Here is an 18,743-nt window from a genome sequence, read left to right as displayed (position 1 = left end):
GCGACGGCCTCGCGCCCGACTCGACACTCGCCGCATGCGATTCCCCTCCGAAGCCCGCCGCGACGTCCACGTCCGCTACACCCGGCCGAGCTGCATGGGCGGCTTCGCCTGGTTCACCGTCGACTTCGAACCGCTGCCGGACGATCGCCTCGGTTTCGAGTTCGTCAATCCCCTCGGCCTCGCCGACATCGATCCGGAGTGGGCACAGGCGGTCAGCGAGGGGATTCTCCTCTGGCTGACCGGAGCAGCGCGCGACGAGATCGTCTTCGACCGCCCGCCCCTCCCCACCCCGGAAGAGCTCGAAGCCGGGGTTCCCGTCCGCTCGGATGCCGGCCCCGGGTTCATCGCACTCAGAGCGGTCCTTCGGCACTCGCGCCTGCATGAGGTCGACTCCATACCCTGGGCCCATGTGCGCGCGGGGTGGCGGGCGGCTGACAAGGCCATGCTCGGCGCCGAGGCGGCCGACGACCCGATGGACCGCGCTCCCCAGCACCACGCGCGCTGACGCCCGGCTTCACACCACCCGGATCACATGCTTGCCGCGCACCCCGCCCGCCTCCAGCGCGCGGTGGGCGGCAGCGATGTCCGCGAGCGAATGAACCGTGTCGACGACCGGACGCAGGTCCCCGCGTTCCACGTACGCGGTCAGCTCGGCGAACAGGTCGTGCTTCGGGTTGCCGCTGAAGAAGCGCACCCGCCGGCTCCCATGGACGGCTGAGCCCAGGATGTAGCCGAGCCCTCTGACCGGGTGGTGGATGTCGAACGCGATGGAGACCAGGCGGCCACCCGGCGCCAACAGACGCCTCAGAGTGCGGTGTTCGCTGCCGACGGTGTCCATGATGACGTCGTACGGACCCAGCTCCGACAGCTCCACCGCGCGATGATCCAACACCTCATCCGCCCCCAGCTCCCGGACGAAGTCGAGGTTCTTCGCCCCCGCGAGACCGGTGACATGGCCCCCCAGTGCCTTCCCGACCTGAACCGCGACGCTGCCGACACCACCGGAGGCCCCCCGGACGAGGAGCCGCTCACCCGCCCGGAGCCGGGCCTTGTCGCGCAGGGCGGTGAGGGAGGTGGTGCCCCCGGCAGGGAGCGAGGCGGCCTCGGCCAGGGTGACGTTCTCGGGGGCGTACGCGATCTGGCGCGGGCGGACGGACACGTACTCGGCCGCACTGCCGAAGCCGCCCCGCCCGCGCGGCAGGATGCCCCACACCCGGTCGCCCACGCTCAGGCCGGTGACCGAGGGGTCCACCTCGGCGACCTCGCCCGCGAAGTCGATCCCGGTCCGCTGGGGAAACCGACGCCCGGTGACGAGCCGGACCTTCCCGGCGCGGCCGTACAGCTCACCACCGTTGACGCTGGCCGCATGGACCCGCACGAGCACCTCGCCCGGTCCGCGTACGGGCACCGGGACCCGCCCCTCGTAGAGAACCTCGGGCGGTCCGTAGCTGTCGTAGAGCGCCGCGCGCATGTCGTTCATCGTGGGCCGTCCTGTGCCTGTTCCATCGGGTGCTCCTGCTCCCGACCCAGGCTAGACAGCTAAACGGAGAAACCCCTCCACTTACCCTAAAGTGAGAGACATGCCTGCTCAGCCCTCTCACAACCCACCCCAGCCCGGCTCGGCCGCCCTGCGCGCAGACGCCCGGGAGAACCGCGACCGCATCCTGCGCGCGGCCCGCGAGGCGTACGCGCTCCACGGGATCGACGTACCGATCAGCGCGATCGCCCGGCGGGCGGGGGTCGGGGTGGCAACGCTCTACAGGCGCTTCCCCACCCGCGCCTCCCTGATCACGGAGGCATTCGCCGAGCAGCTCGCCGAGTGCGCGGGCGTGCTCGACGAGGCGTTGGAAGACCCGGACCCGTGGCGCGCGTTCTGCTCGGTGTTCACGAAGGTCTCCGCGATGCAGGCCGCCGACCGGGGCTTCACCCACGCGTTCCTGGCCCGCTTCCCGGACGACGCGAGTTACGCCGGGGAGCGCGACCGGGCGGAGGAAGGCCTGGCCCTGCTGGTACGGCGGGCCAAGGAGGCGGGCGCCCTGCGCCCGGACTTCGACGTCTCGGACGTGGTGCTGGCCCTGCTGGCCAACAACGGCGTGGCGAACGGCGCGCAAGCGGAATCCGCGGCCGCGTCCCGCCGACTGGTGGGCTACCTGCTGGAATCGTTCCGAGCCAGGCCCGACGTCAAACAGCTCCCGCCGCCTGCGAGGCTGGAGCTGGACCGGCTGGGCGGGGCGGGATGAGGGGCGGCAGAAGGACTCAGGCCGCGTCGAGGAGCTGCGGTTGTCCTACGATTTGCAGCGAGACAAGGCGCTCTCTCCGGAGCAGACAACCGAGTTCATCCAGCAGTTGGTCAAGGAGATCCGATCATGCCATCCGCCGAGCCAACCTGACTTCCGCGACGTGGCGAAAGTCCTCGTACAGCAACTCCGACGGCGGTAACTGCGTCGAAGTGGCCGACGGCCTTCCGGGCCTCGTCCCCGTCCGTGACTCCAAGCGGCCGGAGAGGCCGGCCGTGATCTTCGGTGCCTCCGCCTGGTCCCCGCGTGAGCGGGGCTCCCAGACCTCTTGACGCCCAACGGATTACCCCGCCCACCGCCCCGTAAGAAACGCCAGGGCCACCAGAGCACTCACCGGCACCGTCACGCACAAGTACACCGTCCGGAACCACGGGCGCCGCAGGCTCACCGCCGCCAGGCCGATCCACAGCGGCCACCACAGCAACGTGGCGCGCGGGATGGACACGTACCAGTACGACGTTCCCAGCGCCCACAGGCTCAGCGCGACGTACACCGCCTCCGGCCAGCGGCGGTGGCGCGCCAGCAGTGCGACCAGCGCAAGGCCCACCACCATCGACGCCAACTCCGCCTGGAACATGGCCGCGTAGCCGGTCGTGTGTACTCCGTCGAACGCCGCGTTCCACGTGTTCGCCCACGCCTCCCACGGGGTGTGGAGGTCCCGGTACCAGCCGCGCTCCTGGGCGCTCTTCCACGCCATCCAGTCGCCCGTGTGCGCGTGCAGATACCAGCTGTACGCCAGCGGCGGCAGGGCGGGCAGTGCCAGCCAGGCCGCCCCGCGCCAGTCGCGCCGGGTCCTCACCGAGAGCACGAACAGCACCGCGATCGCGGCCGCCAGGAACAGGCCGCTGACCCGGACCGTCGTCGCCAGCGCGGTCAGCGTGCACGCCGGCGCCCAGCGGTGGCGCTGGGCGGCCAGCCAGGCCGGGAGCGCGAACGCCAGGAACAGTGCCTCCGTGTAGCCGACCGCCAGGAAGACCGCGCACGGGGAGAGCAGGAAGAACAGGGCCGTACGCCGGCCGTCGGCGTCCTCAGGGACGTACGCGCGGGCTATTCGGGACAGTGCCAGTACGGCCACGGCTCCCGCGACCAGCGAGATCAGCAGGCCCGCCGCCGTCCAGCTCGGGACGACGACGTGCACGGCCCTCAGGAGCAGCGGGAATCCGGGGAAGAACGCCTCCCTGTTGTCCCAATCATCCATCCATGGGCCTGCGCCGGCCGGGAAGTAGCCGTCGCGCGCTATGTGGAGGTAGTGGTTCGCGTCCCACTGCTGGAACGGTGCGAGGACCGCCCCCGCCTCCCGCACATCGGAGCCCCGGGGGAAGAGCCACCGGGCGCCGTGGGCCGTGACCCACAGGGATATGCGGGTGAGGAGGTAGAGCCAGAGCACCCGGCGGTCGGCGGGACTCAGCCAGGCGACCGCCCGGTCGAACCCTGCCGCCAGAAGCGCGCGTGACGCAGGCCGTGGCGGGTGCAGGACGGGCGCCTCGGACGACCGGAACTCATGCGCTACGGGACGGAGTTCGGGGCTCCTCGGCCTTGGCGGGGCAGGCCTGACCCCAGGGGGCAACGTAGACACTCGAGCACCTTTCGGACGCATCCGGGCGTGTGGGATCGCCCGGTGTCGACGCCGGGGCATGGGAGGAGAAGGGAAGGGAAGACAGGGCCGGGGCGAAGCGCGGGGTCGGCCGCCCGCCATCAGGGCATCGACGTCGCCCCGACCGTCGACGTAGACGTTGATGTCGACGAGGCACTCGTCGGCGCCTCCGTCGTCGGCGGGCCCCCCGGAGCGGTCGTCCCCGTGACGGCACCCTCCGGTCCCGGCACCGTATTGCTGGGCGTGGGCGGCTCCGTCGGCGTCCCCGCAGGAGGCGGCGGCGCCGGGGACGGGTAGCTGGGGGACGGGCTCGTCGCCGGAGGGGCGGGCTTCGGTGTGACCGGGAGCAGGCCGACCGCCGCCGCGCCGCCCCCGCCGATGACCAGGCACACCCCCACCGCGACCGCGGCCATCCGGCGCCGCTGGGCCCGCATGCCGCGTTCGGTGATGTACGTGGCCGGCTCCGGGACCACGCGGCCCTGGCCGAAGTCTCCAGCCTGCCGGAACAGGGACCGCAAGGGGTCCTGCGCGCCCCGGGACGCCTCCGGGCCCGACCGGTCCCGTGGTTCAGACATCAGGAGCCTCCTCCATGCGGGGGTCCTGCAGACGGTGGGCGAGCGCCGCCCGGCCGCGGACCAGATGCGTCTTGATCGTGCTGGCGGAAAGCCCGGTCTCCCCGGCGATCTGCTCCACCGTGAGGTCGCACAGGTAGTGCAGGGTCAACGTCCGCCGCTGCTGAGCGGGCAGCTCCCGGAGCGCGTCGACCAGCACCACGTGGTCCGGATCCGGCGGCGCGACGTGATCCGCCACCCCGCTCCCCCGGCCCCAGGCGTCCGCCGACCGCCGCCGGAAGCGCCAGCGGCTCACCGCCAGCCGCCACGCGACCGTACGGATCCACGCCTCGGGCTGCCCGTCCCGCTCCAGCCGGCCGCGCCGGACCCACGCCTTCACGAAGGCCTCCTGCACGACGTCCTGCGCCTCCTGGAGGTCCCCCGTCATCACGTACAGCTGGCCTGTGAGACGCGCGACCGCCTGGGCGTAGAACTCTTCGAACTCCTCGACGGTCAAAAGTTGCTCCCGGATCTTTCGCTTCACCGGGTATACGCCCGCCGCCGGGCGTCCGGTCTACAGCTCCGGCGCTCCATCGGAGTGATCGTCGTCACGTTGCCCCGCGCGGACCGCGGCGAGGGCCGGCCGCCATCGTCGTCAGCCGGTCACACCGGGTGCGGCAGGTCCATGAGCGCGAGCCGGGCGGGGTCGACCAGTGCGGTGATCTCGGTGATACGGCCGTCGGCGACGGTGAAGGCGAGGAGGGAGAGCGGGGCGCCGTCCTCGCTCCAGGAGATGACGCCGGGCCGTCCGTTCACGGTCACCGTGTGTCCCCGTGCCGCGCTGCCGGCCACCCGCGCGCGGGTGGCGACTTCGGTGGCCCCGAGCGTCACGAACCGGCCGTTCGGGGAGTGGACGGTGAACTTCACCTCCGGGTGGAGAACCCGCAACAGCTGCTCGAACCGGCCGTCCCGCGCGGCGGCCAAGAAGGCTTGCACGACCTCGCGTTGCCGCCGCCGGGCGCTCACGTGGTGCTGGGCCGCCCGGACCTTCCTACGGGCGCGGCTGGTGAGCATCTTCGTCGCGTCGGCGGACTTGCCGAGAATCGCGGCTACCTCCCCGTGGGGTACGGCGAACACATCGTGCAGGACGAATGCCAGCCGTTCATCCGGGCGCAGCGAGTCGAGGACCGTGAGGAGCGCGAGACCGACCGAGTCCCCGAGCGCCACGAGGTCTTCCGGAGCCGGGTTCTCGTCGATCGTCACAGTCAGATCGGTCGGACCAGCTGGACCGCGTCGTCCGCGTCGGCGTGCGAGCCGAGCACGCGGTAGGCGACCGCCGCCAGGTGGGCGCGGTGCTCCTCGAACGCCTCGGCGAGCGGATCCGAAGGATGGGCGCCGGACATGGTGTTACCTCCCTGGAAGCTGCTCCGTCATAGGGGTGACGGGCACCAGCCCCGCAACGTAACCCCGGCCGAAGGAGAGCACCCCCGTGCAGAACCGACTGAAGAACAAGAACACCGGCAACCCCGACGTGTGGAAGGGGATCGGGCACCTCCAGAAGGCGATCGCCGCCGGAGACGTCGACCCCCGGCTGCTCGCGTTGGTCCACCTGCGCGCCAGCCAGATCAACGGCTGCTCGCCGTGCGTCTACGCCAGTGTCGCCGGAGGGAAGAAGGCCGGTGAAACCGACGAGCGGCTGCACAACGTGGCGGCGTGGCGCGAGGCGCCCTTCTACACCGATGCGGAGCGTGCGGCCCTGGCGCTGACCGAGGCCGCCACCCGGCTGCAGGACGGTGCGGAGGGGGTCACCGACGCGATCTGGGAGGAGGCCAACGCCCATTTCACCGAGGAGCAGATCGGCGCGATCAACCTGGAGATCGCGCTGACCAACTTCTTCAACCGGATCAACCGCACCATCAAGGAACCGGCCGGACAGACCTGGGGCTGAAGCCCGGCCCGGGGTTCAGGCCACCCGCACCCGCTTCTCCAGCAACGTCACCCCGTACGTCCGCCCGCCGTCCCCGTTCTTCCCCGCCTGCTCGCCGACCACCGTGTACCCCGCCTCCTCGTAGTAGCGGCGGAGCCGGTCGTTCGAGGTCAGGCAGTCGAGCCGGCACAGCTCCCTCCCGTACGCGGCGATCCGGCGCTCGGCCTCTGCCAGCAGTACGCGGCCGGCGCCGGGCGGGGCCGTCCGGCGGTCGGTCATCAGGCGGTGGACGTAGCCCGCGACCGGCGGCTGGGCGCCCCAGGCCGGCTCGTCGTCCCACCACAGCTCCCACGCCCCGGCGCTCGGCCCGTCGGGGCCGAGCGTGGCGAGCCAGACCTCGCCCTCGCGCAGCCGCCGCCGGAAGTGGCCTTCGTCCAGCTCCCCGGGCTGCCACTGCTCGATGCCGCGCTCGATCTGCCAGCGCGCGGCAGCGTCCCGGAGGCGTACGAGCTCGGTCAGGTCGTCATCGGACGCCGCCCGCCGGAACGACAGCGGCGCCGAAGGCGCGTAGGAACTGGTGTTCTTCATGCCGCGATCCTGCCGCACACCTGTTCCCACCTGCGCCGACCCCGGCTCCTCCCGGAGCTCAAGCCGCGAGATCCGAGCGTTCTTTACGGTGATGGGGTGGATGGGTCACTTTTCCCACCCACCCACCCTGCGACTGAAGTTGACCGTTTGCGACCGACTTGCCACGCACAGTCGCCGCGCTTTAGCGTGCGGACCACGAGACCAGAAAAAGCGACCCCTGCTGGTGATGGAACACCGAACAGGGGTCTGACCAACGAAGATCGGACACAACGATCCCCATGGCTGACAGCTACCCTAATGCTGCCTCGCGCTCCCAGCACGAGGCCCCGCCCGCGACCCCGCACCCGATGGCCAAACCCGGCTACGGCAAGCGCTCCGCCCCCGGCGAACGACCGCGCACCGACAGCGACTTCGCCCACCTCCTCCCCCGTGACGCCGCCGTCGCCGCGTACATCGACCGGCTGCCCGACGGCTCCGACATCTCCGTGAAGACGCTGGCCAAGCACCTCCCGTACGGGCAGTGCGCGCTGGGCACCACCCTCAACCGGCTCCAGGACGCCGGGCACCTGCGGCGCGGCAGCGAGTGCGTGATCACCGACGAGGTGATGTTCTGGGTGACCCGGACCTTCTTCTCGCGCACCGCACGCGAGCACGAGTGGTGGAACGCTTACATCCGGGGCGACGCACCGCCGGACCAGCCCCAACGCCCCACCCGATCCCGGGCGTTCATCCTGCTCGCCGCCCTCGGCCGTACGGCTCCGGCGCTGTCCCTCTCCGCCGCCGACTGCGTACGGCTGGAACCGCAGGTCAGCGAGTGGTTCGCGCGGGGTGCGACGGAGGCCGAACTGCTGCACGCCCTCACCGCGGGCCTCCCGTCCCCCGTCCACTGCGCCGCCCGCCTCGTCGAGCGCCGCCTGACCGACAAGCTGCCGCCGGAGCGGGTCCTGCCAGGGCCCCGGACCGTTCTGCGCACCCTGGAGTGCGGCGAGTGCGGAGTCCCGGGCAGCCCGGAAGCGCTCCTCGGCGGGCTGTGCCGGAAGTGCCGTGGGCCGGTGCCCGAACCGCCGGTGGGGCCGCCGGGGGCCGTGCAGCCGCCCGGGGTGCGCGAGCGGATGGAGGCGGTGCGGGCGGGGCTGATTCCTCGGTCCGAGAGGACACACCGATGATGCCCGTCGAGGACTTCGAGGCGCTGGGCCCTCGCCTGCCCCGAGACCGTGACGTTGAAGCTGAGCAACGGCAGCGGCCGGAGCTGCGGCTGTACCGCGCACGCGGGCTGCGGGTCGGCGGAGCTCGCAACGACCGCGCCCGGCCGGACGGCACCCTGGCCCGAGTGGGCCGCTTCGCCGGGGACGGTGAGTGGTCGAGCCCGGAGCACATCCTCATGACGAGGAGCTGAAGAACTACACCGGCTGATCCGTTGCGGCTGCCAACTGCGTCGTCGCAAGCTCCCGGTACAGGTCGTCCGAGGCGATCAGCTCCTCGTGCGTGCCCGCCGTGCGGACGCGGCCCTCTTCCAGGACCACGATGCGGTCGGCGTGGCGGACGGTGGAGAGGCGGTGGGCGATGACCAACACCGTTGTCTGTGTCGCCAGTTCGAGGATGACGTCCCGTAGCGCCTGTTCGTTGACCGCGTCCAGCTGTGACGTCACCTCGTCCAGCAGAAGAAGGCGCGGGCGGCGCAGCAGGGCGCGGGCGATGGCGATGCGCTGGCGTTCGCCGCCGGAGAGAGTGACGCCCCGGTGGCCCACCGCCGTGTCCAGGCCGTCGGGCAGGCGGGCGACCAGGGCGTCCAGGCGGGTCCGGGCCACCGCCTCCGTCAGCCGGTCCTCCGGGGCATCCGGGGCCGCGAAGAGCAGGTTCTCCCTCAGCGTCCCGGCCAGGACCGGGGCGTCCTGCTCCACGTACGCGAGCGAGGCCCGCAGCTCCGCCAGCGGCCAGTCCCGGATGTCCCGGCCGTCCACGGTGATCGTGCCGCCGTCGTGGTCGTAGAACCGCTCCAGCAGGCTGAACACCGTCGACTTCCCCGCCCCCGAAGGGCCCACCAGCGCCACCATCCCGCCGGCCGGGACCTCGAACGTGACGCCCTTGTGGGCGGGGGCGCGCTCGTCCCCGTACCCGAAGGTCACGTCCTGGAAGGTGACCCGCAGCGGAGTCCCCTCGCCCGGTACGGCGCCGGGCCGGCCGACAGGTTCGCCCGGCAGTGACTCCACCTCGTCGATCCTGCGTACGGCGGCGAGGCCGCTCTGCAGGCCCGTCCAGCCCTCGACCAGGCCGCCGATCGGGCCCATCAGGTAGAAGAGGTAGAGCAGGAACGCGATCAGGGAGGAGATGTCGAGCGAGCCTGACGCCACCCTCGCGCCGCCCACGCCCAGCACGGCCAGGAAGGCCAGTTGGATCGACATCATCATCGTGACGTCGGAGACCGAGGACCACTTCGCCACCGAGACGCCCCGGTCGTGCGCATGCCGTGCCGCCTCGGCCACGGCCGCCGTTTCCCGCTCCTCGGCGCCGCTCGCCTTGACCGTACGGAACGCCTGGAGCACCCGGTCCAGCGCCGCGCCCATCGCGCCGACCGACTCCTGTGCGCGGAGCTGCGCGCGCTGAATGCGGGGCATGAGCAAGGCAGTTACGGCTCCGATACCGACGATCACCACGAGCGTCACGCCCAGCAGCGTCAGGTCCATGTACGCCATGAACGCGATCGTCCCCAGCAGCATCAGCACGCTGTTGAACGACTCGACCAGGCCGCTGGAGAGGACCGTTCGCAGGAGGGTGGTGTCGCTGGTGACGCGGGACTGGAGGTCGCCGGGGGTCAGACGGTCCACCGCCGGGACCTTCAACCGCATGATGCGGCCCACGAGTTGGTCGCGCGCCCGGAGGACGACGCCTTCTCCCGTACGGGCCATGAGGTAGCGGCCGTACGCGGAGAGGCAGGCGCCCGCGAGGACCAGTGCGGTGAGTGCGATGAGCGGGGTCACCGGCGAGCGGTCCGCGGCGAACGCGTCCACCGCGTACTTCGCCATCAGCGGCATCGCCAGGCCGGCCGTGGAACCGGTGAGGGAGAGGAGGCCCGCGCGGATGAGTACGCCGCGGTGGGGGCGGACCCGGGTCAGGAGGAGGCGGAGGGGTGACGCGCCGGGCGTGGTCGCTTCGGAGGGTGGTCCGCTCCCCGCAGGCACCCCAGGTGTCCCGGACACCCCAGGCCCCTCAGGGCGCCTGTCCGCCCCCGTCGTCGTTCCCGCCACCGCGCTCACCCGGAACCCCCTCGCGTACCGTCACCACCATCAAAGGACGCAGATCGGCCGACGCCGCCTGCTCGCCGACCGTGCGGCCCTCCGCCTCCACCCAAGCATGCGGCGAGAACGGCGGTGCCGTCCGGACCCCCGCGCACCAGTCCGGCCAGCTACCCGACATCCGGCACACCAGCGCGATGGCCACCGAACGGGGCAGGCAGCCGTAACGGCCCGCGCAGCGGCGGCTGGTGGCGGTGACCGCCTCGTACGCCTCCAGCGTCTCCTCGTACGTCGCCGGGCGCGCGCCCTTGGCGCAGCGGGTCAGCACCCGGCGCAGGCGGCCCGGTTTGAAGCGGGCCAGGACGAACGCGGCGGCGATCGCGGCGCGCAGCCGTACGCCTCCCGGCCCGGCTCCCCGCCGCGGCATCGTCATCTCGGTGGTCATGGGCGCAGGATCTTCGCCTCGACGAGCTGACGGGTCAGCTGGGCGACGTCCGACTCCGCCTCCGCGCGCTCGACGTCGAACTCGGCGACGATGCGTTCGACGGCCGCCTCGGGGACCTGCCCGGCGGCCAGCGTCTCCACGACGATGATGCTCGTGTCGTTCAACTGCCAGTAGCTACCGTCCTTTTCGTCGAGCAGCACGCCTCCGTACTCGGTCGTCGTGACGGCTATGCCTTTTCTGAGCTTCATCGCGATGCCTCGCTGGTCGTGGGGGTCCGATCGGGTGTGGGCCAGGCGTTCTCGGCCGTGCGCAGCCAGGTCTCCCCGGCCACCGTGGAGCTGATGGAGTGCTCGACCAGGACCGGCGAGAAGGGTTCGGCAGCCAGTCGGAGCAGGTTGCGGGCGTCCACCAGGCCGTGTTCGGCCAGGCGCGAGCCCGTCCACAAGTCGGCCAGGTCCGGCGCGTGTTCGCGGAGGCCCTGGTGTTCGTCGGAGGACATGTGGTCCTTCGTCGTACGGGCCAGCAGCGCATCCGGCACCACCCCGCGCATCGCCTCGACGAGCAGCGGCTTGTAGCGCCAGGGGCTGATGCGCTCCTCCAGGCGTACGGCGAGGGTCGCCTCCAGGACCCGGTCGTCGTAGAAGGGCGCGGCGACCGGCAGCCCGATCGTCATGCCGATGTCCTCCATCGCCTGGAAGTGCCGCGCCCCCATCCGTACCGCGTCGATGTCCACATGCCGCCCCCGCCACCGGTCGACCGGCTCGGCCTGCCCGGCGGCGGCCGCCCGGAACTCCTCGGTGATCAGGGCGTTCGCGTGGTCCGTGAACCACGGGCGCAAGGACTGGCGCACGCCCCAGGAGAGGAGCGGGGTGCGGGTGACCGGCTGGGGTTCGGTGGTGACCGCGCCCGCGAGCCAGTGGGGGAACGTGGAGCGGTTCAGCAAGGCCTTCAAGGTGGGGAGCAGCGGCCAGCCGAGCTGGTGGCGCAGGCCGCTGAGGTGGTTCCAGGCGGTGAGCGGGTTGCCGTGGAAGAGGTCCTGGTAGGCGTGGGGCAGGCCGAGGAAGAGTTCGTCGCCGCCGTAGCCGGTGAGGTGGTAGCGGGAGCCGGTGGCGTGGGCGCGGCTGAGGAGCAGGTGCGCGCGGGCCCGGCCGGGGGCCACGGGGAGCGGTTCGTCGTTGAGCTCGGCGGCGGTTGCCGTCAAGTCCGCGTAGAAGTACGGGGCTTGGTCGGCGGGGATGATGTGGTGGGCCAAGGCGGGGGTGTCCGTCTGCCCGCCCTGTGCTGCCTCCACCGCCCGCCGCGCCCACGTCTCGTCCTCGCTGTAGCGGTCCCGGGCCGCCACGGTGAGCAGCGACAGCTCCGCCGGGGCGGTCGCGCGGGCGGCGAAGGTGAGGGTGGTGGAGTCCAGGCCGCCGGAGAGCTCGCAGCTGATCCGGTCCAGGCCGCCGATATGCGCTCGTACGGAGGCGGCGACGGCGTCCCCGAGTCTTCGGGCGCCCTCCGTCAGGGAGAGTTCCGGCGGCGGGGGCTCCCACCAGCGGTACTCGCGAGGGCCGGGGGCAGCGGCCGTGCCCGGTGCTGCGACGGGCAGGGCCAGTCCGTACCCGGCCCCGGTCTCGTGCACGCCCCGCCACAGGACGCGCCGGCTCAGGGGGTGCGGCAGGAAGTCGAGCATGCGCAGGGCGAGCGCGCCGTCGTCCAGGGGTGCGCCGGTCAGGTGCGCGAGGACGGCCGGGCGGTCGGAGGCGATGCTTCCGGCCTCGGCGTGCCGGACGTGGTAGATCCGGCGCAGGCCGGAGGCGGTGCCCCGGATCCAGGTCTCGCCGGAGAGGTGCGCGATGACGTGGTGGAGGCCGGGGAGCCGGGCGAGGCGCCGTTCCAGCCCGGCCCGGTCGCGGGCGCCCTCCAGAAGGCCGGCGAGCACGGCCTCGGGGACGCGGTCGGGGCCGATGAGCACGAGGGCGTCGTCGCCCCGGCGGAGGTGGCTGACCTTGCGGACCAGGGGGCGGGCGACGACCCAGGGGCGGCCGGAGGGGTGGGCGACGGTGACGGTGCCGCCCGCCCCTCCTGCGCTCCGGGTGGTGTCCGGTACGGGAAGCTGCCCGGCCACCGCGTGGCCCGCCACGCTGTCCGGCAGGACGACGAAGTAGTCACGCAGCAGGCCGGGCATCTTCACCTTTCGGAAGTTCTCACACCGTGCACAGGGAGCCGGTCGGCGGATCAGATGATGCGCCGGACCCAGTACTCCTTGTACGAGCCGTAGAAGTAACCGGCGGTCTTCTTCGAAAAGTCGCCCTGCTTGAACAGCGACGGCTTCACGTAAGCCTTCTTCTGCTGCTTCATGACACCTTCCTTCTGTGCGGTTGACGACCGTTATGCCCAACTGACGTCCGCATAACTGGAGTTATTCATGCGACAGGTGTTCACCAGGTGAACACCAGGGCCATCATGTCCCGCCGCCGGGCCGGTACGCGTGATTCCGGGCCACCGGGTGAAGTTGGCCGGATAGCGCAAGCGAAGAAGGCGGGCGCCGCAGCCCTCGGCCGTACCACAGGGCACCGACCGGTCGGCATGTGCAGTCGCACACCGATGCGGCACACAGGAGCAGTGGACTGGACCAATGGCTGTACGCGGCGACCGGCCCGGGCGGTGAGCTGCCAAGAGATCGAACCGCGCGCGGCGCGAGGGGCGAACCAGCGGTGCGCGGCCTCCGGCAGCACCCACGGCGGCGCTACCCCACCGGCGACCGGCGCGCCACCGACATCACCGAAACCGGTCGAACACGTGTTGCCGTACCGGCTCGGACACGGCAAGTAGCCATTCGGCCATGCCCGACCGCTCGTTCGGGTCCATCAGGGCCTCTCGGCGCCGATCAGCGGCCCCTCGGCGCCCCTCGGCGCCCCTCGGCGCCCCTCAGCGGCTCCGTCGCCCCGCTTCGCGCATCCGGTAGCCGCCCCAGGCCGCCGTTCCGGCGCCCAGCAGCAGCGGGATCATGCCGTAGCCGACGACCGTCGACGAGTGGGCGAACCACCGTCCGCGTTCGGTCACCTGCGTCGCGGTGACCGGTCCGGGGTCGTTCCTGCCGTCGTGGTCCGCGAAGAGGATCCGGGTGCGTCCGATCCGGGCCGGCTCCGGCATGCCGTCCACATGGACGCGCAGAGCCCCATCGGCGACCCGCTTGCGCTCCGCCTCGTTGGCGCGCTGCTGCGCGGGGGTCTCGCCGAAGCAGTGCCAGACCGTCTGCCCCTTCTCCGTACGCGTGTCCTGGCAGTCGATCCGGCCGAATGTCTCCACCCGCATGCCGAGGAGGCCGGAGAGGCCCGTTCCGGTCGCCACGATGAACAGCCCCGCCGCGAACAGCACGGCCCCACCCACCACGAGCGAGGTCCCCTTGAGCCGTCCTCCGCCCCTTCTCCCCGCAGCACTCACGCTCATGCCCGCCCCGTCCCCGTACCCGTAAGAGACACACCGACCGCTCCCGCAGTGTCCCAGCACCCCCCGGACACGCCACAGGGGCGGCACCTCCCGTGAAGGAGATGCCGCCCCTGTGGGACGTCCTGCGAGACGTGCGTGGAGCTTCGACCGGTCGGAAGGACCCGATCAGAAGTCCATGTCACCGCCCGGCATGCCACCCGGGGCGGCCGCGCCGGCCTTCTCGGGCTTGTCGGCGATGACGGCCTCGGTGGTGAGGAACAGCGCGGCGATGGAGGCGGCGTTCTGCAGAGCGGAGCGCGTGACCTTCGCCGGGTCGATGATGCCCTCGGCGATCATGTCCACGTACTCGCCGGTCGCGGCGTTGAGGCCGTGACCGATCGGCAGGTTGCGGACCTTCTCGACGACGACGCCACCCTCGAGACCACCGTTGACGGCGATCTGCTTGAGCGGGGCCTCCAGCGCGAGCTTCACGGCGTTGGCGCCGGTCGCCTCGTCGCCCGTGAGGTCGAGCTTGTCGAAGACGGCCGAGGCCTGGAGCAGAGCCACGCCACCACCGGCGACGATGCCCTCCTCGACGGCGGCCTTGGCGTTGCGCACCGCGTCCTCGATGCGGTGCTTGCGCTCCTTGAGCTCCACCTCGGTGGCGGCGCCGGCCTTGATGACGGCCACGCCGCCGGCCAGCTTCGCGAGGCGCTCCTGGAGCTTCTCGCGGTCGTAGTCCGAGTCGGAGTTCTCGATCTCGGCGCGGATCTGCTTGACGCGACCCTGCACCTGCTCGCTGTCACCGGCACCGTCGACGATCGTGGTCTCGTCCTTGGTGATGACGACCTTGCGGGCGCGGCCGAGCAGGTCCAGGCCGGCGTTCTCCAGCTTGAGACCGACCTCCTCGGAGATCACGGTGCCACCGGTGAGGATGGCGATGTCCGCGAGCATGGCCTTGCGGCGGTCGCCGAAGCCCGGGGCCTTGACGGCGACGGACTTGAACGTGCCCTTGATCTTGTTGACGACCAGGGTGGAGAGCGCCTCGCCCTCGACGTCCTCGGCGATGATCAGCAGGGGCTTGCCCGACTGCATGACCTTCTCCAGCAGCGGGATCAGGTCCTTGACGCTGGCGATCTTCGAGTTGACGATCAGGATGTACGGGTCGTCGAGCGACGCCTCCATACGCTCCATGTCGGTCGCGAAGTAGGCCGAGATGTAGCCCTTGTCGAAGCGCATACCCTCGGTGAGCTCGAGCTCCAGACCGAAGGTCTGGGACTCCTCGACGGTGATGACGCCTTCCTTGCCGACCTTGTCCATCGCCTCGGCGATCTTGGCGCCGATCTCGGTGTCGGCGGCGGAGATGGAGGCGGTCGAAGCGATCTGCTCCTTGGTCTCCACGTCCTTGGCCTGCTCCAGCAGAGCGGCGGAGACGGCCTCGACGGCCTTCTCGATGCCCCGCTTGAGGGCCATCGGGTTGGCGCCTGCGGCGACGTTGCGCAGACCCTCGCGGACGAGAGCCTGGGCGAGAACGGTGGCGGTGGTCGTACCGTCGCCGGCGACGTCGTCCGTCTTCTTGGCGACCTCCTTGACCAGCTCCGCACCGATCTTCTCGTACGGGTCCTCGAGCTCGATCTCCTTGGCGATGGAAACACCATCGTTGGTGATCGTGGGCGCGCCCCACTTCTTCTCGAGGACGACGTTACGGCCCTTGGGGCCGAGGGTGACCTTGACGGCGTCGGCGAGCTGGTTCATCCCGCGCTCGAGACCGCGCCGTGCCTCCTCGTCGAACGCGATGATCTTGGCCATGTGAAGTGGTCCTCCCGGACAGGGGTGGATTCTCCGGACCGAGAGGCGCCCGCGACGGACGGCCTGCGTGCGTGGTGGTTCCTTGCCCCACCGCGCCTGCGGGCCTCACCGGCCCGGTCCAAGTTTCTGTCACTCTCACCTGGAGAGTGCTAACGCCAATGATTAGCACTCGACCCCCGAGAGTGCAAGCGACTCAGGCCAAGGTCCGCCACGACTCGCGCCGGGGCGCTCCATGACTCGGGCCAGGGCCCGCCGTGACTCGAGCCGGGGCCCGCCGTACGGTCCGGCGCGCACGAAGGGCCCGATCCCCTGGATCACTCCGGGGTCGGGCCCTGCGTGCGTGAGTAGTGGTGATGCCGGACGGCCGCGCCGAGCTCAGCCGACGGCGAGCTTGACCATGTCGGCCTGGGGCCCCTTCTGGCCCTGCGAGATCTCGAATTCAACTCGCTGACCCTCTTCGAGGGTGCGGTACCCGTCCATCTGGATCGCGCTGTAGTGGACGAAAACATCCGCACCACCGTCGACCGCGATGAAGCCGTACCCCTTCTCCGCGTTGAACCACTTGACGGTGCCCTGAGCCATGCCTAACTCCCCTATAACTGGCCCTTGCACGGGACCGCACTTCGCGGCCCCGGGTCGGAACTCACCCTCCGACAGGAGAGGGTGCGCGGCGCCGCAGCGCGTCGACCGCGGCCGAATGTATCCGCCCAACTGCCCTCTGCAACAGGTCAATCGGACGAGAATTCTGGGCACAGGCGAACGCCCGAATATGCGGGATTGCTGAAATTTACGGGCAAGTCGGGCCAGGCAAAGGCCACTTATGCCTCAAGGGGTTCACGTACTTTGGCTGCTTCTTATCGGGGCCGGGCGCATTCTCATATGCGGGCGGCACACGCAGCGAAGGGGGCTTCCCCAACTCTACCGTGCTCAACCATGCAGAATTGCCCCCTCCGCTCTGTGTGGCGGAGGGGGCAACTGTTGTTCAGCTGAGGGCGGTCGGCGGTTCAGCCGGGGGCCGTCGGATCAGCAGCCGCCGGCCACGGCCGGGATGATCGAGATGCCGGCTCCGTCGGGCGTGGCGGCGTCGAGCCCGCCCTCGAAGCGCACGTCGTCGTCGTTGACGTACACGTTGACGAAGCGGCGCAGCTTGCCCTGGTCGTCCAGGACACGGGCGGCGATGCCCGGGTGGTCCTTCTCCAGGGAGTCGATGACCTCGGAGAGCTTCGCGCCCTCCGCCGTGACCTCGGCCTGGCCGCCCGTGTACGTGCGGAGGATGGTGGGGATGCGGACCTTGACGCTCATGGCGGACGCCTTTCTGGCTTCTGCGGTCGGGGCGATCGGGGCGATCGGAGTGGTCAGGCGGAGGCGAGGCCCGCGGCGCGGAACGCGTCCAGGCTCGGCTTGATGGTCGCCGTCGCCTGCGAGGTCGCGGAGACCGCGTCGAGCGTCTTGAGCCCGTCACCGGTGTTCAGGACGACGGTGGTGAGCGCCGGGTCGATGACGCCGGCCTCGATCAGCTTCCGCGTCACGCCGAGCGTCACGCCGCCCGCCGTCTCGCCGAAGATGCCCTCGGTGCGCGCCAGCAGCTTGATCGCGTCGACGACCTGCTCGTCGTTCACGTCCTCCACCGCGCCGCCCGTGCGGCGGGCGATGTCGAGGACGTACGGGCCGTCCGCCGGGTTGCCGATGGCCAGGGACTTGGCGATGGTGTTCGGCTTCTGGGGACGGACCACGTCGTGGCCGGCCTTGAAGGCGGCGGAGACCGGGGAGCAGCCCTCGGCCTGGGCGCCGAAGATCTTGTACGGCTTGTCCTCGACCAGGCCGAGCTTGATCAGCTCCTGGAACCCCTTGTCGATCTTCGTCAGCTGGGAGCCGGACGCGATCGGGATGACGATCTGGTCGGGCAGCCGCCAGCCGAGCTGCTCGCAGATCTCGTACGCCAGGGTCTTGGAGCCCTCGCCGTAGTACGGGCGCAGGTTGACGTTGACGAAGCCCCAGCCCTCGCCGAGCGGGTCGCCGATGAGCTCGGAGCAGAAGCGGTTGACGTCGTCGTAGTTGCCCTCGATGCCGACCAGCTCACCGCCGTACACCGCGGCCATGACGACCTTGCCCTGCTCCAGGTCGTGCGGGATGAAGACGCACGAGCGCAGTCCGGCGCGGGCGGCGGCGGCGCCGACGGCACCGGCCAGGTTGCCCGTGGAGGAGCAGGAGAGGGTGGTGAAACCGAAGGCGCGGGCGGCCTCGACGGCGATCGCGACGACGCGGTCCTTGAAGGAGTGCGTCGGGTTGCCGGAGTCGTCCTTGACGTACAGACCGCCGGTGACGCCCAGCTCACGGGCGAGGTTGTCGGCCTTGACCAGCTTGGTGAAACCGGGGTTGATATTGGGCTTCTCCGCGACATCGGCCGGAACCGGCAGCAGCGGGGCGTAGCGCCAGATGTTGTTCGGGCCGGCCTCGATGCGCTTGCGCAGTTCCTCGGGGGCGCCGGTGGGCAGGTCGTACGCGACTTCCAGGGGTCCGAAACAGGACGCACAGGCGAAAAGGGGGCCGAGCTCGAAACGCTCGCCGCACTCGCGGCAGGAAAGCGCCACGGCGGGACCGAGGTCCACGGAGGCGGTGGTGGCATTACCTGCGATGGTCTGAACAGCCATGATGGCGGAGGCCCTTTCTCCTCATCTTCCTTGCAGCGCATTTCGCCACAAGACGGAATTGGCACCTTCCCCACCGTGACCTCGCGGTCGGTAGGAGGGTTGCCGGGACTTCAACGGGCCGTTCCCTCAGTCCCTCTGGATGAGCTCTGTGGCACTGGATCTTCGATCCAGGCGTTTGTGTGACGACGGACCCCGACATGCGACGGTCATCCGCGTTGTTCAAGACTGTAACCG

21 protein-coding genes, 1 pseudogene and 1 riboswitch are annotated in these 18,743 nt (G+C 70.8%); of the genes and pseudogenes, 6 read left to right on the top strand and 16 right to left on the bottom strand.

From position 1 onward, the window contains the following. The first annotated feature begins 34 nt into the window (after positions 1-34). Complete coding sequence (locus tag IF17_RS0117290) at positions 35-505, top strand: hypothetical protein (protein WP_030566877.1); 471 nt, start codon at positions 35-37, stop codon at positions 503-505. 9 nt (positions 506-514) lie between these two features. Here the strand turns inward: IF17_RS0117290 and IF17_RS0117285 are convergent, their stop codons facing one another. After that, entirely contained in the window at positions 515-1,480 is a 966-nt protein-coding gene (locus IF17_RS0117285; RefSeq protein ID WP_030566875.1) for an NAD(P)-dependent alcohol dehydrogenase, read from the bottom strand. A gap of 100 nt (positions 1,481-1,580) precedes the next feature. Here IF17_RS0117285 and IF17_RS0117280 point away from each other — a divergent pair, with 100 nt between their 5' ends. Together IF17_RS0117280 and IF17_RS1000000139800 are read left to right on the top strand one after the other, a co-directional pair. Continuing rightward, positions 1,581-2,240, top strand: coding sequence for a TetR/AcrR family transcriptional regulator (locus IF17_RS0117280; protein WP_030566873.1), 660 nt, complete (start codon positions 1,581-1,583; stop codon positions 2,238-2,240). A gap of 146 nt (positions 2,241-2,386) precedes the next feature. Beyond that, positions 2,387-2,569, top strand: a complete 183-nt coding sequence (locus tag IF17_RS1000000139800; RefSeq protein ID WP_076965944.1) for a DUF397 domain-containing protein — start codon at positions 2,387-2,389, stop codon at positions 2,567-2,569. An 11-nt stretch (positions 2,570-2,580) separates the two neighbouring features. Here IF17_RS1000000139800 and IF17_RS0117270 read toward each other — a convergent pair whose 3' ends face one another. The 4 genes and pseudogenes from IF17_RS0117270 to IF17_RS01000000136510 form a co-directional block, all read right to left on the bottom strand. Next, entirely contained in the window at positions 2,581-3,873 is a 1,293-nt protein-coding gene (locus IF17_RS0117270; protein ID WP_209437768.1) for a mannosyltransferase family protein, read from the bottom strand. Positions 3,874-3,992: 119 nt separating this feature from the next. Continuing rightward, entirely contained in the window at positions 3,993-4,466 is a 474-nt protein-coding gene (locus IF17_RS1000000138970) for a hypothetical protein (protein WP_030566869.1), read from the bottom strand. Then, entirely contained in the window at positions 4,459-4,959 is a 501-nt protein-coding gene (locus tag IF17_RS0117260; protein WP_030566867.1) for a SigE family RNA polymerase sigma factor, read from the bottom strand. The genes IF17_RS1000000138970 and IF17_RS0117260 overlap by 8 nt, the downstream gene beginning before the upstream one ends. A 146-nt stretch (positions 4,960-5,105) precedes the next feature. Next, positions 5,106-5,845: pseudogene (locus tag IF17_RS01000000136510) on the bottom strand (sigma factor-like helix-turn-helix DNA-binding protein). A gap of 86 nt (positions 5,846-5,931) precedes the next feature. On the opposite strand from IF17_RS01000000136510, the gene IF17_RS0117250 reads away from it, so the two are divergent. Beyond that, positions 5,932-6,390, top strand: a complete 459-nt coding sequence (locus IF17_RS0117250) for a carboxymuconolactone decarboxylase family protein (RefSeq protein WP_032772090.1) — start codon at positions 5,932-5,934, stop codon at positions 6,388-6,390. Positions 6,391-6,405: 15 nt separating this feature from the next. Here IF17_RS0117250 and IF17_RS0117245 read toward each other — a convergent pair whose 3' ends face one another. Then, positions 6,406-6,957, bottom strand: coding sequence for a GNAT family N-acetyltransferase (locus tag IF17_RS0117245; protein WP_030566863.1), 552 nt, complete (start codon positions 6,955-6,957; stop codon positions 6,406-6,408). A 347-nt stretch (positions 6,958-7,304) separates the two neighbouring features. On the opposite strand from IF17_RS0117245, the gene IF17_RS0117240 reads away from it, so the two are divergent. After that, positions 7,305-8,123, top strand: coding sequence for a hypothetical protein (locus tag IF17_RS0117240; protein ID WP_030566861.1), 819 nt, complete (start codon positions 7,305-7,307; stop codon positions 8,121-8,123). Then, positions 8,120-8,353, top strand: coding sequence for a hypothetical protein (locus tag IF17_RS0117235; protein WP_030566858.1), 234 nt, complete (start codon positions 8,120-8,122; stop codon positions 8,351-8,353). Before IF17_RS0117240 ends, IF17_RS0117235 begins: the two co-directional genes overlap by 4 nt. A 4-nt stretch (positions 8,354-8,357) precedes the next feature. Here the strand turns inward: IF17_RS0117235 and IF17_RS0117230 are convergent, their stop codons facing one another. The 10 genes from IF17_RS0117230 to thrC all read right to left on the bottom strand — a co-directional run bounded on the left by IF17_RS0117230 (position 8,358) and on the right by thrC (position 18,509). After that, a complete protein-coding gene (locus tag IF17_RS0117230; protein ID WP_030566856.1) occupies positions 8,358-10,211 on the bottom strand; it encodes an ABC transporter ATP-binding protein in 1,854 nt (617 codons plus the stop codon). Beyond that, entirely contained in the window at positions 10,165-10,635 is a 471-nt protein-coding gene (locus IF17_RS0117225; protein WP_030566854.1) for a lasso peptide biosynthesis B2 protein, read from the bottom strand. Before IF17_RS0117225 ends, IF17_RS0117230 begins: the two co-directional genes overlap by 47 nt. Next, positions 10,632-10,883 carry a lasso peptide biosynthesis PqqD family chaperone gene (locus tag IF17_RS0117220; RefSeq protein WP_030566852.1) on the bottom strand — a complete coding sequence of 84 codons (252 nt, stop codon included), beginning with the start codon at positions 10,881-10,883 and terminating at the stop codon, positions 10,632-10,634. Before IF17_RS0117220 ends, IF17_RS0117225 begins: the two co-directional genes overlap by 4 nt. Further along, positions 10,880-12,805: an asparagine synthase-related protein gene (locus IF17_RS0117215; RefSeq protein ID WP_032772086.1), complete on the bottom strand. Its 1,926-nt coding sequence runs from the start codon at positions 12,803-12,805 to the stop codon at positions 10,880-10,882. Before IF17_RS0117215 ends, IF17_RS0117220 begins: the two co-directional genes overlap by 4 nt. A gap of 50 nt (positions 12,806-12,855) precedes the next feature. Next, positions 12,856-12,978 carry a keywimysin-related RiPP gene (locus IF17_RS1000000138560; protein WP_018511015.1) on the bottom strand — a complete coding sequence of 41 codons (123 nt, stop codon included), beginning with the start codon at positions 12,976-12,978 and terminating at the stop codon, positions 12,856-12,858. A gap of 570 nt (positions 12,979-13,548) precedes the next feature. Then, positions 13,549-14,013: a hypothetical protein gene (locus IF17_RS0117205; RefSeq protein WP_244890507.1), complete on the bottom strand. Its 465-nt coding sequence runs from the start codon at positions 14,011-14,013 to the stop codon at positions 13,549-13,551. 222 nt (positions 14,014-14,235) lie between these two features. After that, positions 14,236-15,858 carry a chaperonin GroEL gene (gene groL, locus IF17_RS0117200; RefSeq protein WP_030566847.1) on the bottom strand — a complete coding sequence of 541 codons (1,623 nt, stop codon included), beginning with the start codon at positions 15,856-15,858 and terminating at the stop codon, positions 14,236-14,238. Positions 15,859-16,233: 375 nt separating this feature from the next. Next, a complete protein-coding gene (locus IF17_RS0117195; protein WP_003967346.1) occupies positions 16,234-16,440 on the bottom strand; it encodes a cold-shock protein in 207 nt (68 codons plus the stop codon). A gap of 441 nt (positions 16,441-16,881) precedes the next feature. Next, positions 16,882-17,160, bottom strand: a complete 279-nt coding sequence (locus IF17_RS0117190; RefSeq protein WP_018511018.1) for a MoaD/ThiS family protein — start codon at positions 17,158-17,160, stop codon at positions 16,882-16,884. A gap of 53 nt (positions 17,161-17,213) precedes the next feature. Beyond that, positions 17,214-18,509, bottom strand: coding sequence for a threonine synthase (thrC, locus tag IF17_RS0117185; protein WP_030566845.1), 1,296 nt, complete (start codon positions 18,507-18,509; stop codon positions 17,214-17,216). A gap of 18 nt (positions 18,510-18,527) precedes the next feature. After that, positions 18,528-18,655: riboswitch (SAM riboswitch) on the bottom strand. Positions 18,656-18,743 lie beyond the last annotated feature (88 nt).

This window comes from Streptomyces cyaneofuscatus (assembly GCF_000718135.1).
Taxonomy (GTDB): Bacteria; Actinomycetota; Actinomycetes; order Streptomycetales; family Streptomycetaceae; genus Streptomyces; species Streptomyces cyaneofuscatus.
Note: the sequence above shows the minus strand (reverse complement) of the source record. Positions and strands in the feature narration are given on the sequence as shown.